The following is a 12,327-nucleotide window of genomic DNA, read 5'->3' as shown; positions in this document are numbered from 1 at the left end:
CGTGGCGGGCGAGGGGACCCCTCTGACCTGTAACTAGTCTTCCGTGAGGGGGTTTTGGTCGAGTTCTGATGACTCGTGCAGTCGTTAGCGAGGGTTGATAGCAGCCCTAAGAAACAGGACGGTCGGTTCTGTATTGACATACCGTGCGTGCTGTTTTTGAATGGTGGAGTGTCAGACGGGCTGGGCGGATTGGGGGACGGCGTGGACATCGGTGTGCTGGGTTCGCTGGATGTACGGGTGAACGGGGTGTCGGTGGCTCCGTCGGCGCCGAAGCCGCGCCAGGTGCTGGCGCTCCTGGCGCTGCACGCGGACCGGGTGGTGCCGGTCGCGTCGTTGATCGAGGAGCTGTGGGCGGGGCATCCGCCGCGTAGTGCGCGGACGACACTGCAGACGTATGTCCTGCAACTGCGCGAGCTGATCGCGGCAGCCCTTGCCCCCGGCGCGGTCGACGTGGGCTCCGCTTCAGGTACGGGCACTGCCCCCGGTAGGGAAGATGCCGGTGGCGCGGCGGGTGAAGGGCTCTCGGGCTTCGGAGATGTTGAGGTCGGCACGTCCCGTGCAGCCGATGGGGCGGCGGGTTGTGGAGCCAAGGACGTTCTTGTGACGCTGCCCGGCGGCTACCTGCTGTCGTCGGGTGGCGGCTTCAGCGATGTGCGGGAGTTCGAGCGGCTCGCGGGGTTGGGCTACCGGGCGATGGACGGTGGTGACTTCGCGGGTTCGGCCCGGACGTTGGCGTCGGCCCTGGACCTGTGGTCGGGAACAGCCTTTGCGGACGTGCAGGCAGGTGTGCAGCTGGCGATGGAGGTACGACGGCTGGAGGAGAGCCGGTTGTGCGCCCTGGACCAGCGGATCGAGGCGGATCTACGACTGGGCCGCCACCGTGAGGTGCTGGCCGAGTTGACGGTTCTGACCAGCCGCTATCGCACGCATGAGAACCTGCACGCTCAATTCATGATCGCGCTGCACCGATCGGGTCGGCGTGGCGAGGCGTTGAACGTGTTCCTGCAGCTGCGTGCCACGCTGGGGCGCGAGTTGGGGCTTGAGCCCTCACCCCGGCTGCGTGGCCTGCAACACACCATCTTGACGGCCACCTCCGAAACCGCCCCCGCCCCCAGAAGCGGCCTCGGCAACGGCTCCAGCACTGCCGGCAGCTCGGGCGTCGGCCGCACCTCCGGTCAGGCAGGCTCCGGCGCCGACATCGGCGCCATCTCCGGGACCGACGGCATCGACATGGACGGTGTGGAGGTGGAGGGCGGGCGTGTTGTGCGGGGCGCTTCGCTCGCGCCGGTTCGCTGAGGTGGCTGTGCGGGTGAACGGTGCGAGGTCGGATTCCCTGGCGTTCTGGAGGCGCGGAGTATGAGCGGTGAACTGTTTGTGCCGGACAGCGGGGACGTCGTAGGTGAACTGCGGGACGTCCTGGCCGGTGTGGTGGGCGCTGATGCTGAGCGGGTGGATCCCCATCAGCCGTTTGCCGCCCTCGGTCTGGACTCGCTCCTGGCGGCCGAACTCGTCGCCGCCATCTTTCAGCACTTCGGGGTCCGGATCACGGGTGGGGCCCTGTACGAATACTCCACGCCGGCGCTGCTGGCCGGCCATCTGTCGGCCCTGCGTGAAGGCGCCTCGGTGTCGGCCGTTCGGACTCCCCAAGCCTCGTCCCCAGTCCTTGAGGCACTCCGCCTCCAGCTAGCAGGCCGTCTGGGCTGTGACGTCTGGGAGATCGACGCCGACGCCCCATTCGTGGCTCTGGGGATCGATTCCATCCTGGCTGCCGACTTCGTCGCCGGCATCAATGACACCTACGGACTGAGTGAACGCCCCCTCACCCTCCACGAGTATCCGACTCTGGCCACCATGGCCTCGTACATCAGCGCCCACACCAACACGGCCACGGCTACCCGCGACATGCCTGCCGTGGACCTGAGTACCGACGACGCCCCTGACGCCGGCAGCACTCGGACCGAGGGGCCGGGCACCGCCGGCGCGTCGGGCGATGTACAAGAGGTCCTGGCTGAGTTGCGGGAGCGCTTGGCGACGGTCCTGCACTGTGAGCCATGGGAGATCGAGGGCGCCGCCTTCCTGTCCGAGTTGGGCATTGGCTCGCAGCTGGCCGACGACTTCGCCGCTGAGGTGAACCGTGCCTACGGCCTGGACGAGAGCCCGGTCACTGCCCACGAGCAACGGAGTCTGGCCGCCATGGCCGCCTACATCGCGGCGGGCACCCGGGGCGTAGTCGTGGACGCGACACCGACGCCGATGGCCCCGGACCCCGGCGACGCACCCACCTCGGCGGGAGCGATGCCTGAATCGATGGTTCGCGTGAGGCTGGAGACCCACGCCGTAACGACGCCCGAAGGAAGTGGACTTGAAGTGGCGGCCGACGTGCCGAAGGCCGAGGTTGCGACGAGCGCATCGCGAGCCGAGCGTGAGTCGACGGCTTCGACGGTGCCCGCCGCGGGGAAGCCTGCCTTGTCGCAGGAGGAGATGCTGGCGCTCTTGGATGCCGTGCGTGGGGAGCGGATCGGTGTCGACGAGGCCGCCGCTCTGTTGGCGGGTCGCTCCTTGTGACTCTGACGGGGACCGCGGGGAATGGCATCTCGCCCTGAGGTGTGTGGGGTACCTGGAGATGAATGAGATGGCTTCATGACACGCGTATCGGAAGGGTCTGTGGGTGCGGGCTCAGGGGGTGAGGTCAGCGCGGCCGCGGTGAAGTTGTGGGTGTGCGCCAACGATGCTCTTTCACCTGACGTGGTGGGAGTGTTGGCGGGGCATTGGCTGGATTCGGGAGAGCGCGAGGTTGCTGCACGGTTCCTGTTCGAGCGTGATCGACGCCAGTATCTGCTCGCTCATACGTTGGTACGGCGGGCGTTGGCGCTGGAGGCGGGGCTGGCGGAGGCGGAGCAGGTGATCTGGCGCTCTTCGCGTGGCCGGCCGTTCCTGCAGCCGCTGCCCGAAGGGCTGCCCAGAGGCGGCCATCACCTGGATTTCAACCTCTCTCACGCGGGGGGTTACAGCTTGCTGGGCATCGTGCGGGCGTCGCGTATCGGGGTGGATGTGGAGCACCTGGATCGTGAGCCGCGCGCGTTGGAGACCATTCTGACGACGTTCACGCCGGAGGAGCAGCAGTGGGCGGCGGAGATGCCGACGGGGGAGTCGCGTAGCAGGAGGGTGTTGCGGTTGTGGACGCTGAAGGAGGCCTACACGAAGGCGCGAGGAGTGGGTCTGGGGCTGCCCTTTGACGAGTTCTCCTTCACTCTGGACCAGGAGACCGGGGTCCTCGCGTTCCAGCCTCCTGTCGATGATGCGGCGGGGCGTTGGCGGTTCGTGGAACTGGAGCCGGTGCCCCGCGTGTTGGCCGCGGTGGCCCTGCCCGCAGGTGAGGGCCCGGCCCCGTATCTGGAACTGCACCACGGCTTTCCCTGGGATCGGGCCGCACCACACGTCGTCGCTCTCCCGGCCCCCGCCACGAGCTCGCGCTCCGGTCCCTGCCGCCAGTAGAGGACTACCGGGCTCTTCGGTCCTTCCTCCGCCCCAACGGCCCGGCAGATGCCGCCTGGTGGCGACTGCTTGCCGTGGACCCGGCCCCCGGGCATTACGGCTCGCCTGGGCGGGACGACAGCAAACCGTTCATCGTCGCCTCAGATGATGCCCAGCCGTTTCGCTTCGCGCATCCATGACGGGAACTCGGACAGGAGCCTGTCGTAGAGTTCCGCATCCGGTACGTCGCTGATGTCGTCGACGGCGAAGAAGCCCACGTTGTCGACGCGGCGGCCGGGCAGGGTGTCGAACCGCTCCAGCACACCGTAGTTGGAGCGTCCCAGTCCGACGAACTGCCAGAAGATCGGTTCGTCCACCGCTTGGCGCAGCTCGGTCTCGATCTCGTTGTTCCTATAGACGCCGCCGTCGGAGAAGAAGAGCACCAGGGTGGGGGCGGCCGCGGGATGCTCACGGACGTACGCCCGAACCTCGGCGATCACCTTCTGTTCCTCATTCTGGATCCCGACCGCGCGCATGTCCACCTGGCCCGGCAGTAGACCCTTACGAGGCTTCTTACGCCGGAACAACGTCAGTTCCCCGACCCGTACATGATGCTCCAGCCACTGCGGCAGATCGCCCAGGGCAAGGTCCGGAAGCCGGGCCGGATTCGAGGCGAACGTCCATGCCTGCATCTCTCCGTCGTCGTCGAGCTGTGCGGCCACCGCCGCCATCCGCTCCACGACGTCGGCCACGACTCCCTTCGTGTACAGGAACGACATGGAACCGGAGGCGTCCAGGACCAGGATGACGCGTGCGCTCACCCCTTCGGCGCCATGCTTGCGCAGACTGACGGCCACCTGCTCTTTGCGAAGGGAGAGCCGTTTGCGCATGTCCACCGGCAACTGCTCCTCACCCTTGACCAGACGTGGGGTGGGGGAGGAGGTGGGGGCCATCGGGTTCTGGGGCGAGGTGGGAGCGGGCGGTGCTGTCGGCGCGGGCCGGGCCGCGGGGGCGGGCGTGGGTGTCGGCGGCGGGCTGGGCGCGGGCGGGAACGTGGGTGCGGGGGAAACCGACGACGCAGTGAGGCTCGGTTCCTCGTCCACGCTGATTCCGAAGTCGGTGGCCAGGCCCGCGAGTCCGGAGGCGTACCCCTGGCCCACCGCGCGGAACTTCCACTGACCGGCGCGCCGGTACAACTCTCCACCGATGAACGCCGTCTCCGTCGTCGCCTCCATCTCGAACAACGCGAGCTGCGTACCGGTGGCGGCGTCGATCAACCGCAGCCTCAGGCCAGACAATTGGCCGAAGGTGCCTCCGTCCGCGGAGGCCCCGAGGACGACCCGGTCGATCTCCGGCTCCAAGCCTTGCAGGTTCACGCCGACGGTGTCCGTCGTCGCGCCGCCTTCCCGTCGCTTCCCCAGATGGCTTACGGCACCGGAGGCATGTCGGGGCTGGTTGTAGAAGACGAAGTCACCGTCGTTTCTCACCCGTCCGTCGGCACGGAGCAGCAAGGCCGAGGCATCGGCATCAGGTGCGCCGGGGGCCGCGAACCAGCCGAGCTCGACCTGCACGGTGCCGGCGGTGACGGGAAGATTGCCGCCCTTGCTCATCGATGTCGCTGTCATGTGCCCAGTCTGCCCACAGAACCCGGTGCCGGGAGTGTTCGATTCGCAACGACTTGTACACAGCTGCCTACTCCCGGATGTCGCACCGTGCTGCACATGCGTCGGCCACTTCCCAGAAGGTGCCGTGGCAGCCCCACATCAGGGTCGGTCTGGGGACTTCGCGAATGGATGACTCGACCTGGTCAGATGTCGGTGTCCCGTATTGCGCCGCCGGACTTCGCGACGCGATCAGTCACGTAACGGCACGAGAGAAACCCGGCGACGGCGCCGGACGTTCCCGGGATACTGGTCGCCCATGGATGAGGTCCAGGTTGTCGTCGCCCATTCCGAGCGTGCGACGCTGCGTGTCGGCGATGTCTTCCTGAAGGTGGACGCCGACCAGGCGCGTATCGACGTAGAGGTCGAGGCCATGTCACTCGCGCCGGTGCCGACCCCGGAGGTCCTGTGGCGCAAGCCGCCCGTGCTCGCGATCCGCGCACTCCGGGGGGCGCCCCTCGGGCTGCTCGGCGGGCCGTCGACCGGGTCGCCGGCGGCATGGGCCGCGGCGGGCGCCGCCATCCGGAAGCTGCACGACGCGCCGCTGCCGCCCCGGACCGGTCGGGCCGGGCGGAGCGTCGTCGCGCTGGCGGCGGAGCTCGACAGCGAGTGCGAGTCGCTCGTGAAGGGCGGCATTCTGCCCGCTGATCTGGTCCTCCGCAATCGCCAGGTCGCCGAGGCCGCGCTCCGACCGTGGACTCCGGCGTTCACGCACGGCGACCTGCAGATCGCGCACCTCTTCGCCGACGGCGACGAGGTGACGGGCATCATCGACTGGTCCGAGGCGGGCCAGGGTGATGCCCTTTACGACCTGGCCACCTTCACGCTGGGGCACGAGGAGCACCTCGGCGATGTCGTCGCCGGCTATGGCACCGAGATCGACCTCGACGTGATCCACGCGTGGTGGTCGTTGCGCAGCCTGCTGGTGGTTCGCTGGCTGAGCGAGCACGGCTTCGACCCATTCGCGCCGGGCTGCGAGGTCGACGTGCTGAGATCCCGGATGTGACGCTGCGCGGGTGGGCGACTGCCACGGATGCGTCTCGACGACGCATCGAGCTGGTCAGCCCTCGGGGCGCCTCGCCCGCCGTTACTGCAGCCTGCGGCTTGGGCAGCAGCCGCTTGTGCAGGTGCGGGAGGACTGGCCGCGTGATCGGGATGCAGCCTGTTCTGGAGGTCCATCCCGGCGACGGTTTTGACCTGTGGCCGGTCGCGGATCTCGCCGCATCCAGCCAGCTGAACTCCTGGGAGTCAGGGGCGGCGGTGCGGTGCGTCGCCTGTCTGAGGGCTTGCTGCCTCATGTGGTGTGGAGTGCTGCTGGAGGATGGCTACAGGGTCGTGTTGGCGTTGGGGGCGGAGGGCTAGCGTGCGTGGTGGCGGTGTATTTCGGCCGCGTTGGAGCTGGGGCACGAACTCGACGAGGTGGGGAGGGCGCCATGCTGATTCAGGTTCTGGGTCCGTTGAGTGCCGAGGTCAACGGGGCGTCGATTGTTCCGTCGGCGGGCAAGCCGAGGCAGATTCTGGCGTTGCTGGCGCTGTATCCGGGCAGGGTGATGCCGGTCCCCACGCTGATGGAGGAGTTGTGGGGGTGTGAGCCGCCGGCGAGTGCGCTGACGACGCTGCAGACCTACATTCTGCAGTTGCGGCGGCGGTTGGGGACGGCGATGGGGCCGGGCGCCGGGTCGGGGGCCAAGGATGTTCTGGCCACTCGGCACGGTGGGTATCTGCTGCAGGTCGACAAGAGCTGTGTGGATGTGAACCGCTACGAGGAGTGGATCCGTCAGGGTCAGGCCGCGTTCGATGCGGGCGACAACGAGCTGTCCGCGGCGCGTTTCGGTGCGGCGCTGGCGTTGTGGAGCGGTGCGCCGCTGGTGGATGTGAAGCTGGGGCCGGTGCTGGAGATCGAGGTCATGCGGCTGCAGGAGAGCCGGCTGGTGACGGTCGAGCGGCGCATCGACGCGGATCTGCGGCTGGGCCGGCACTCGGAGTTGATCGCTGAGCTGACGGAGCTGACGGCGCGTCACCCGCACCATGAGGGGCTGCATTCGCAGGCGATGCTGGCGATGTATCGCGCGGGCCGTCAGGCGACCGCGCTGGAGGTCTACCGCAGGCTGCGGATGCGCCTGATCGACGACCTGGGCGTGGAGCCGTCACCGCAGTTGCAGCGCATGCACCACGCGGTACTGGCAGTGGACCCGCAACTCGACGTGCTGGCGGGCCCGCGGCACTCCTCGACGTTCGACCTGTTCGCCGCCTGATCGGTTGCCGGCATCGGCGCGGGGCCCCTCGACGGTGACCTGGGTCGCGGCGTTGATGGTTGAAGGGCTCGGTATCTGCTGGTCCCGCTGTCGTCATCGGTCAGTCGTATCTCGTCGACAGCGGCGCGGAGTTGACTTCGGGGGCCCCGGCTTGTGGCGGCGCCGCCATCGGCATCAGGTGGCATGGCTGCCAACGATTTCCGCCAACTCGCGCGGCAGCTTCAGGGGGCAAACGATAGAACCCCTGAAGGCTGACCGAGTTCATGAGACGGCCGCCACCACGTACTTCAGGCAAGGGTCCTACCTCGGCGGTTGCACCACGTGAGCCTCACGTGTAGGGCCTTCATGCCGGAAATCAGTCACGAGGCCGGACGTACAACCAACCATGAAGGCGCGAGCCGCAGCCGCCCGGCCGGCCCTCAGTTCCTTTTCAGCTCCTCGGCGAGCATCACGAGGATGCCGCTGGGGCCGCGGAGGTACGTGAGCTTGTAGATGTCCTGATAGTTCGCCACACCTCGAAGCGGATGGCACCCGTGCTTAGCGGCTGCCTCAAGCGCTACGTCGATGTCGTCGACCGAGAAGGCGACGCGGTGCATGCCGATCTCGTTGGGAAGCGTGGGCTCCGTCTCGATCGCATCCGGGTGGATGTACTCGAAGAGTTCGAGGCGACCGAGACCGTCTGGGGTCTGGAGCATCGCGATCTTGGCGTGGTTGCCGTCCAAGCCGACGGCGGTGTCGGTCCATTCGCCACTCACCGTGTCACGGCCGACGACGGTGAGGCCGAGGTCGGTGAAGAAGGAGATCGTTGCTTCGAGGTCGCGAACGGCGATGCCGACGTTCTCGAGTTTGATGGGCATGCGTTGCATGCTACCGAGCCCGGCCGCAGGAGTCGGGAGCTCCGGAGGACCGTCAGGACACGAGGGCACGCCGGGTTGTCCCTTGGCCATGGCATCGCACCGCGCTCTCCGCGCTGCGTGTCGCTACCGACGGTGGCACGCTGTTCACCGGCGTGCACGACGGCATGATGTGGGTGCTGGCACTCGACTTCCCTCGCGTCATCGCGCACGCCTGTGCCGAAGCCCACCCGGCGATCACACGAACCGCGTGGAAGCGCTGTCTGGCGGGTACCCCTTACCGTCCACCGTTTCGGTGAAGTGGCTCTCCGATCGGTCGCCCCCCGCCGACGCGGTCGTACTCCTGGCGGATGGTGCCCGGTCTGGAGCCGCCGCAGGTGCCGACGCCCCAGCAGCGCAGCCTGAACAACCGCGTCCTTCCGGTTCTGGTGCTTCACACCCTCGCTTGCAGACGGGTGAGGGTCTCCCAGAGGGCCGCAGGAGTGGCGAAGGTGTCCAGGGAGAGAGTGTCGTTGACGAAGCGGACGTCGTAGGCGCTTTCGAGAGAGCCGAGGAGTTCGACTGCGCCCAGGGAGTCCAGCCCTGCGGTGGGGAGGTCCGTGTCGGCGTGCAGTGGTTGGGTCGCGCTGAGGAACGGCAGGTAGCTGCGCAGGAGTTCCTCGAATGTCGTGTCCCAGGACATGGCTGGTCTCATCCCTTCGTTCTTGTGTGCGGACCCTAGGTCGGTCTGCTGCGGTTCATGACGGTCGTGCGTGGCGGGTGAGGTGCCCGAAACCCTGAGGCCTCGGCACTTCGCGCCGGGCGGCTGCATGCGGTGGCGTTCGGTCGTCCGAGGCCCCCGTCGGGCGCTGTGGGGTCCTGTGGCCTTGGCCCGGAGTCTGTTCGTGTCTTCTACAGGCGCAGTGGAGGCGCGGCACAGCGTCACGGGTCGACCTGTCCTCCGGCACTTCTCGAGGCGACACCGGCAATGTGCTCCACGACAGCTGCACGTGACGGCGTTCCATGGAGAAGGGCCTGATGGTCATGGCGCTCACGCTGGCCGACCCCCTCAGCGGGGTGCTGCACGATCTGCTCACCGCCCGCAGCCTGCGAGAGCGCAACAAGGAAGTGGTTCTGGCACTGGTCGGGGCGGCCAATCGGGGTGAGGTCAATGAGCTCACCCGTCCCTGGGCCAGCCGGGAATCCTCCGGCGGCGCCCTGCTGCCCGCGGAACTGGTCCTCACGGTCGAGAGCCTGCTGGCCGACACGGACACGGCTGTGCTGCGGGCGACTGCCCGGGCGGGACGCTCGGCCTGGTCGTTGGTGGCGGAGCTGCGCTTTGACGGGGCGGGCCACATCGTGCAGTGCCACGACATGCTCGTGCCCGGCGACGAAATCCCTGGTAAGCGGCCCTGACCCCGGCGCGGGCCGCCATCGAGTCGGCGCGGGAGTAGCGCTTCAGCGCACGGCACCAGCGGTACGCCGGCCGGTCCACGATTTGCACGCCAGCCAACGGCCGGCGGCGGACCGTACACGCATCCCCGACCGTGGCCCGCGGGTTGGGGGCTGGCACGTCGCTGTGGGATGGGGCGTGAGGTGCGGCCGGCGTCCTGGGAGTGTCAGTGGATCGAGGGGGAGGGGAGTGGTTCGTGAGAGGGGTGTCGCGTTGGGCTGCTCTGGTGCGGCGGCCGGCGTCTGAGGGCCGCGGTGTGCTGCGGGGCCAACCTGTAGTGCTGGATGCGGGGGCCGAGTCGGCGGTGATCTTTCCGTCGGGGCCGGGTGTCAGTCCTGTTCAGTTGCGCGACTTGTACGGGGCGTTCTCGCCTTTCCGGGAGCAGTTCGATGCCTTGTGTCAGGTAATAGACGGCAGTCTGCCGTTGCCGTTGGCTGCCGCCGTGTTCGCTCCCCACGACAGTGTCGATGCCAGTCTGCTTGACCGGGCCGAGTTCCGGCGCACCGCGCTGTTCGCCTACCAGGTCGCTCTGTTCGAGTTGTGGCGCCAGCGCCATGCGTTGAGTGCCGCGGCCGTGGCCGGAGATGGGGCGGGCGGTTGCGCCGCCGGCTATGTCTCGGGCGTCCTGGACCTGGACGAAGCGGTACCGCTGCTGGTGTCGGGACACGGCTTGTCCGAGCCTGGTGTGGATGTCGCCGAACTCAACCTGTGGAGAAGCGGGTTCGAGTCGGTGGTCCGCTGTGCCCCCGAGCAGCAGGCACCCTGGAGCGGCGGCACCCCACCCACCGGTCGTGCTGCGGGCCCTCCGCTGGCCGGGAGCGTCCACGATCGATGAGGGGGACCGGTCGGGAACCGCCCTCGCTGTCCATCAAGTCTGTGCCGGGCCAGGCGGCTGCTGAGGCGTTTTGATGCCCATCGGCAGCAGAGCCTCCAGCGACCTACTGGCCGTTCATCGGGTCGTCGAGTCGCTCAGTCGCCGCCTGGCCATCCGGCTTGAACCCTGCGGGGCGAGGCCGAGGCAGTAAGAGGCGAAGGCGGGCCCGGCACAGCCCCGCCTCCGCCACTCATGCCTGGCGCCGGTGCGTGTGTCAGCGTGCTGCGAGGTCCGCGAGCAACTCCGCCGCGGGCCTGGGGTGGACGAGCCAGCGCAGGTGACTGCCGTCGAGCGTGCGGACGTCGAAGGGGTTGTCGGGTGTGAGTGCGTCGGCTTCGCGGATCATGCGGTCCTGCACGGCGAGCGGGAGGCTGGCATCTGCGGCCAGGCGTACGTAGGTCTTGGGGATTCGACCCCAGGTCGTGGCCTGTGCCCGGTCGGCGGACGTGCCGGCGTCGAGGTTCTCATCCGGCTGGAAGGTGTTGAGGAAGGTCCGGAACTCGTCATCGGTGAGGTCGGCGCCGAACGCCCGCTTGAACGCGGCGAGCGCCGTCGCATCGGCGGTTCGGAAGTTGGTGCGGAGCAGGCCGAGTTCAGCGGGGTTCCCGACGAGCGTGGCCGCGAAGGATCTCGTGTCGACGTCCGCCATCTCAGGCTGGGCGTAATAGTCGCTCACGTCCAGCTCGACGGGGCACCAGGCGGAGACGTAGACGATCCGGTCGATCAGCTCGGGCCGCGCGTTGGCCACGGCGGTGATGGTGATGCCACCCCTGCTGTGGGCGACGAGGACGGTGGGCCCGTTCTGCTTGGCTCGTTCAAGGACCTCGATCACGCGGGCGACATTGTCGGCGAGTGTGACTCCCCTGATGCTCCCCGGTTCCGCGGCGAGTGCCTTCAGATCCTGGGGGGCTTGGTAGGCCGCTGGGAAGGTTGCCTCGAAACCGTGCCCGGGAAGATCGACCGCGGCCGATCGGTGCCCCAGCAGGGCGAGTTCGGCCTGCAGCGGCGCGAACGAGAACGAATTCGCGAAGGCTCCGTGAACCAGAATGAAATTCGGCGGATTAGGCATGCCTCAGCCTCCAACAGAACGATCTTCAGAGCAAGGCTCAAGGTCTTGCGAGGGCATCGAGGTACCCGGGCACGGTCTCAGAGGTGCTGCTGATCCATGTCAGCCCGTCCGGCTGCGCCCTCTCCCCCGCCGCGGTCATGTGCTGACATCAGGGCCCGGTGGAAGGTCGGCCGTCGATGGCGGCCGATGCGCGCACTCCACCCGCCGTGCCCGGTAGTGGCTGGCTGCGCGTCGCGTGCGAAGCGCGCGTGCATGAGGCGGGTTCCAGGGGCAAGGTGGGAGGCATGACGACGAAGCTCGGTGCTTTTGTTCTCGGTACTCCGGATCCACCCGCGCTGGCCGACTTCTACCGGGCCCTGCTCGGTTGGGAAGAAGTGGTGCGCAGTCCGGAATGGGTGCGTCTCAGGGCCCCTGAGCAGGAACGGCCCAGCCTCAGTTTTCAGCTGGAGAAGGACCACGTCCCTCCGACGTGGCCGCAGCGTCCAGGTACTCAGCAGATGCAAGCGCACCTGGACGTGCAGGTCGACGATCTGGAAGCGGAGACCGCCCGGGCGTGTGCGCTGGGTGCGACGGTGCAGGAGCACCAACCGGCGAAGGACGTACGAGTCCTTTGCGACCCGCACGGACACCTGTTCTGTCTGTTCCTTCCGGGCGCCTGAGCGCTACCGGTTTGGCCGGGGCACGGTCAGCAGCCCAGACCTGAACTGC

The 12,327-nt window shown here is 68.0% G+C and carries 12 protein-coding genes; 8 read left to right on the top strand and 4 right to left on the bottom strand.

Annotated elements, in window-relative coordinates:
* The first annotated feature begins 168 nt into the window (after window positions 1–168).
* The 3 genes from ACZ4VA_RS04750 to ACZ4VA_RS04740 all read left to right on the top strand — a co-directional run bounded on the left by ACZ4VA_RS04750 (window position 169) and on the right by ACZ4VA_RS04740 (window position 3,495).
* Window positions 169–1,296 (top strand): AfsR/SARP family transcriptional regulator, encoded by a 1,128-nt coding sequence (locus ACZ4VA_RS04750; protein WP_468079762.1) that lies wholly within the window; start codon window positions 169–171, stop codon window positions 1,294–1,296.
* Window positions 1,297–1,356: 60 nt separating this feature from the next.
* Entirely contained in the window at window positions 1,357–2,565 is a 1,209-nt protein-coding gene (locus tag ACZ4VA_RS04745) for a phosphopantetheine-binding protein (RefSeq protein ID WP_468079760.1), read from the top strand.
* Between the two features lie 75 nt (window positions 2,566–2,640).
* On the top strand, window positions 2,641–3,495 hold the full coding sequence (locus tag ACZ4VA_RS04740; protein WP_356173716.1) for a 4'-phosphopantetheinyl transferase family protein: 855 nt from the start codon (window positions 2,641–2,643) through the stop codon (window positions 3,493–3,495).
* 140 nt (window positions 3,496–3,635) lie between these two features.
* On the opposite strand, the gene ACZ4VA_RS04735 is transcribed toward ACZ4VA_RS04740, so the two are convergent.
* The gene (locus ACZ4VA_RS04735) at window positions 3,636–5,099 is read right to left on the bottom strand and encodes a VWA domain-containing protein (protein ID WP_468080304.1); all 1,464 of its coding nucleotides are present in this window, start codon (window positions 5,097–5,099) and stop codon (window positions 3,636–3,638) included.
* A 295-nt stretch (window positions 5,100–5,394) separates the two neighbouring features.
* Here ACZ4VA_RS04735 and ACZ4VA_RS04730 point away from each other — a divergent pair, with 295 nt between their 5' ends.
* The gene (locus ACZ4VA_RS04730; RefSeq protein WP_468079757.1) at window positions 5,395–6,141 is read left to right on the top strand and encodes a phosphotransferase family protein; all 747 of its coding nucleotides are present in this window, start codon (window positions 5,395–5,397) and stop codon (window positions 6,139–6,141) included.
* Between the two features lie 427 nt (window positions 6,142–6,568).
* Window positions 6,569–7,390, top strand: a complete 822-nt coding sequence (locus ACZ4VA_RS04725) for an AfsR/SARP family transcriptional regulator (RefSeq protein WP_355789838.1) — start codon at window positions 6,569–6,571, stop codon at window positions 7,388–7,390.
* Between the two features lie 419 nt (window positions 7,391–7,809).
* Here ACZ4VA_RS04725 and ACZ4VA_RS04720 read toward each other — a convergent pair whose 3' ends face one another.
* Both ACZ4VA_RS04720 and ACZ4VA_RS04715 read right to left on the bottom strand, forming a co-directional pair.
* On the bottom strand, window positions 7,810–8,247 hold the full coding sequence (locus ACZ4VA_RS04720) for a VOC family protein (RefSeq protein WP_355787267.1): 438 nt from the start codon (window positions 8,245–8,247) through the stop codon (window positions 7,810–7,812).
* A gap of 430 nt (window positions 8,248–8,677) precedes the next feature.
* Window positions 8,678–8,938, bottom strand: coding sequence for a phosphopantetheine-binding protein (locus ACZ4VA_RS04715; RefSeq protein WP_402377920.1), 261 nt, complete (start codon window positions 8,936–8,938; stop codon window positions 8,678–8,680).
* A gap of 308 nt (window positions 8,939–9,246) precedes the next feature.
* Here ACZ4VA_RS04715 and ACZ4VA_RS04710 point away from each other — a divergent pair, with 308 nt between their 5' ends.
* Together ACZ4VA_RS04710 and ACZ4VA_RS04705 are read left to right on the top strand one after the other, a co-directional pair.
* Complete coding sequence (locus tag ACZ4VA_RS04710) at window positions 9,247–9,639, top strand: hypothetical protein (protein ID WP_468079754.1); 393 nt, start codon at window positions 9,247–9,249, stop codon at window positions 9,637–9,639.
* 314 nt (window positions 9,640–9,953) lie between these two features.
* The gene (locus ACZ4VA_RS04705) at window positions 9,954–10,511 is read left to right on the top strand and encodes an ACP S-malonyltransferase (RefSeq protein ID WP_356174776.1); all 558 of its coding nucleotides are present in this window, start codon (window positions 9,954–9,956) and stop codon (window positions 10,509–10,511) included.
* A gap of 253 nt (window positions 10,512–10,764) precedes the next feature.
* On the opposite strand, the gene ACZ4VA_RS04700 is transcribed toward ACZ4VA_RS04705, so the two are convergent.
* Window positions 10,765–11,619, bottom strand: coding sequence for an alpha/beta fold hydrolase (locus ACZ4VA_RS04700; RefSeq protein WP_356174773.1), 855 nt, complete (start codon window positions 11,617–11,619; stop codon window positions 10,765–10,767).
* A gap of 284 nt (window positions 11,620–11,903) precedes the next feature.
* Between ACZ4VA_RS04700 and ACZ4VA_RS04695 the strand changes: the two genes are divergently transcribed.
* Window positions 11,904–12,278, top strand: coding sequence for a VOC family protein (locus ACZ4VA_RS04695; RefSeq protein WP_389392410.1), 375 nt, complete (start codon window positions 11,904–11,906; stop codon window positions 12,276–12,278).
* The last annotated feature ends 49 nt before the right edge of the window (window positions 12,279–12,327 follow it).

The sequence above is a fragment of the Streptomyces sp. NPDC028308 genome, from assembly GCF_055565855.1.
The sequence above is the reverse complement of the archived record's forward strand: the minus strand, read 5'-3'. Positions and strand labels throughout refer to the sequence as shown.

Excerpts from the sequence above, each read along its gene's own strand:
- ACZ4VA_RS04745 (WP_468079760.1), top strand. The coding sequence starts at position 1,357 with ATGAGCGGTGAACTGTTTGTGCCGGACAGCGGGGACGTCGTAGGTGAA.
- ACZ4VA_RS04710 (WP_468079754.1), top strand. The coding sequence starts at position 9,247 with ATGGAGAAGGGCCTGATGGTCATGGCGCTCACGCTGGCCGACCCCCTC.
- ACZ4VA_RS04700 (WP_356174773.1), bottom strand. The coding sequence starts at position 11,619 with ATGCCTAATCCGCCGAATTTCATTCTGGTTCACGGAGCCTTCGCGAAT.
- ACZ4VA_RS04730 (WP_468079757.1), top strand. The coding sequence starts at position 5,395 with ATGGATGAGGTCCAGGTTGTCGTCGCCCATTCCGAGCGTGCGACGCTG.
- ACZ4VA_RS04715 (WP_402377920.1), bottom strand. The coding sequence starts at position 8,938 with ATGAGACCAGCCATGTCCTGGGACACGACATTCGAGGAACTCCTGCGC.
- ACZ4VA_RS04725 (WP_355789838.1), top strand. The coding sequence starts at position 6,569 with ATGCTGATTCAGGTTCTGGGTCCGTTGAGTGCCGAGGTCAACGGGGCG.
- ACZ4VA_RS04740 (WP_356173716.1), top strand. The coding sequence starts at position 2,641 with ATGACACGCGTATCGGAAGGGTCTGTGGGTGCGGGCTCAGGGGGTGAG.
- ACZ4VA_RS04735 (WP_468080304.1), bottom strand. The coding sequence starts at position 5,099 with ATGACAGCGACATCGATGAGCAAGGGCGGCAATCTTCCCGTCACCGCC.
- ACZ4VA_RS04720 (WP_355787267.1), bottom strand. The coding sequence starts at position 8,247 with ATGCCCATCAAACTCGAGAACGTCGGCATCGCCGTTCGCGACCTCGAA.
- ACZ4VA_RS04695 (WP_389392410.1), top strand. The coding sequence starts at position 11,904 with ATGACGACGAAGCTCGGTGCTTTTGTTCTCGGTACTCCGGATCCACCC.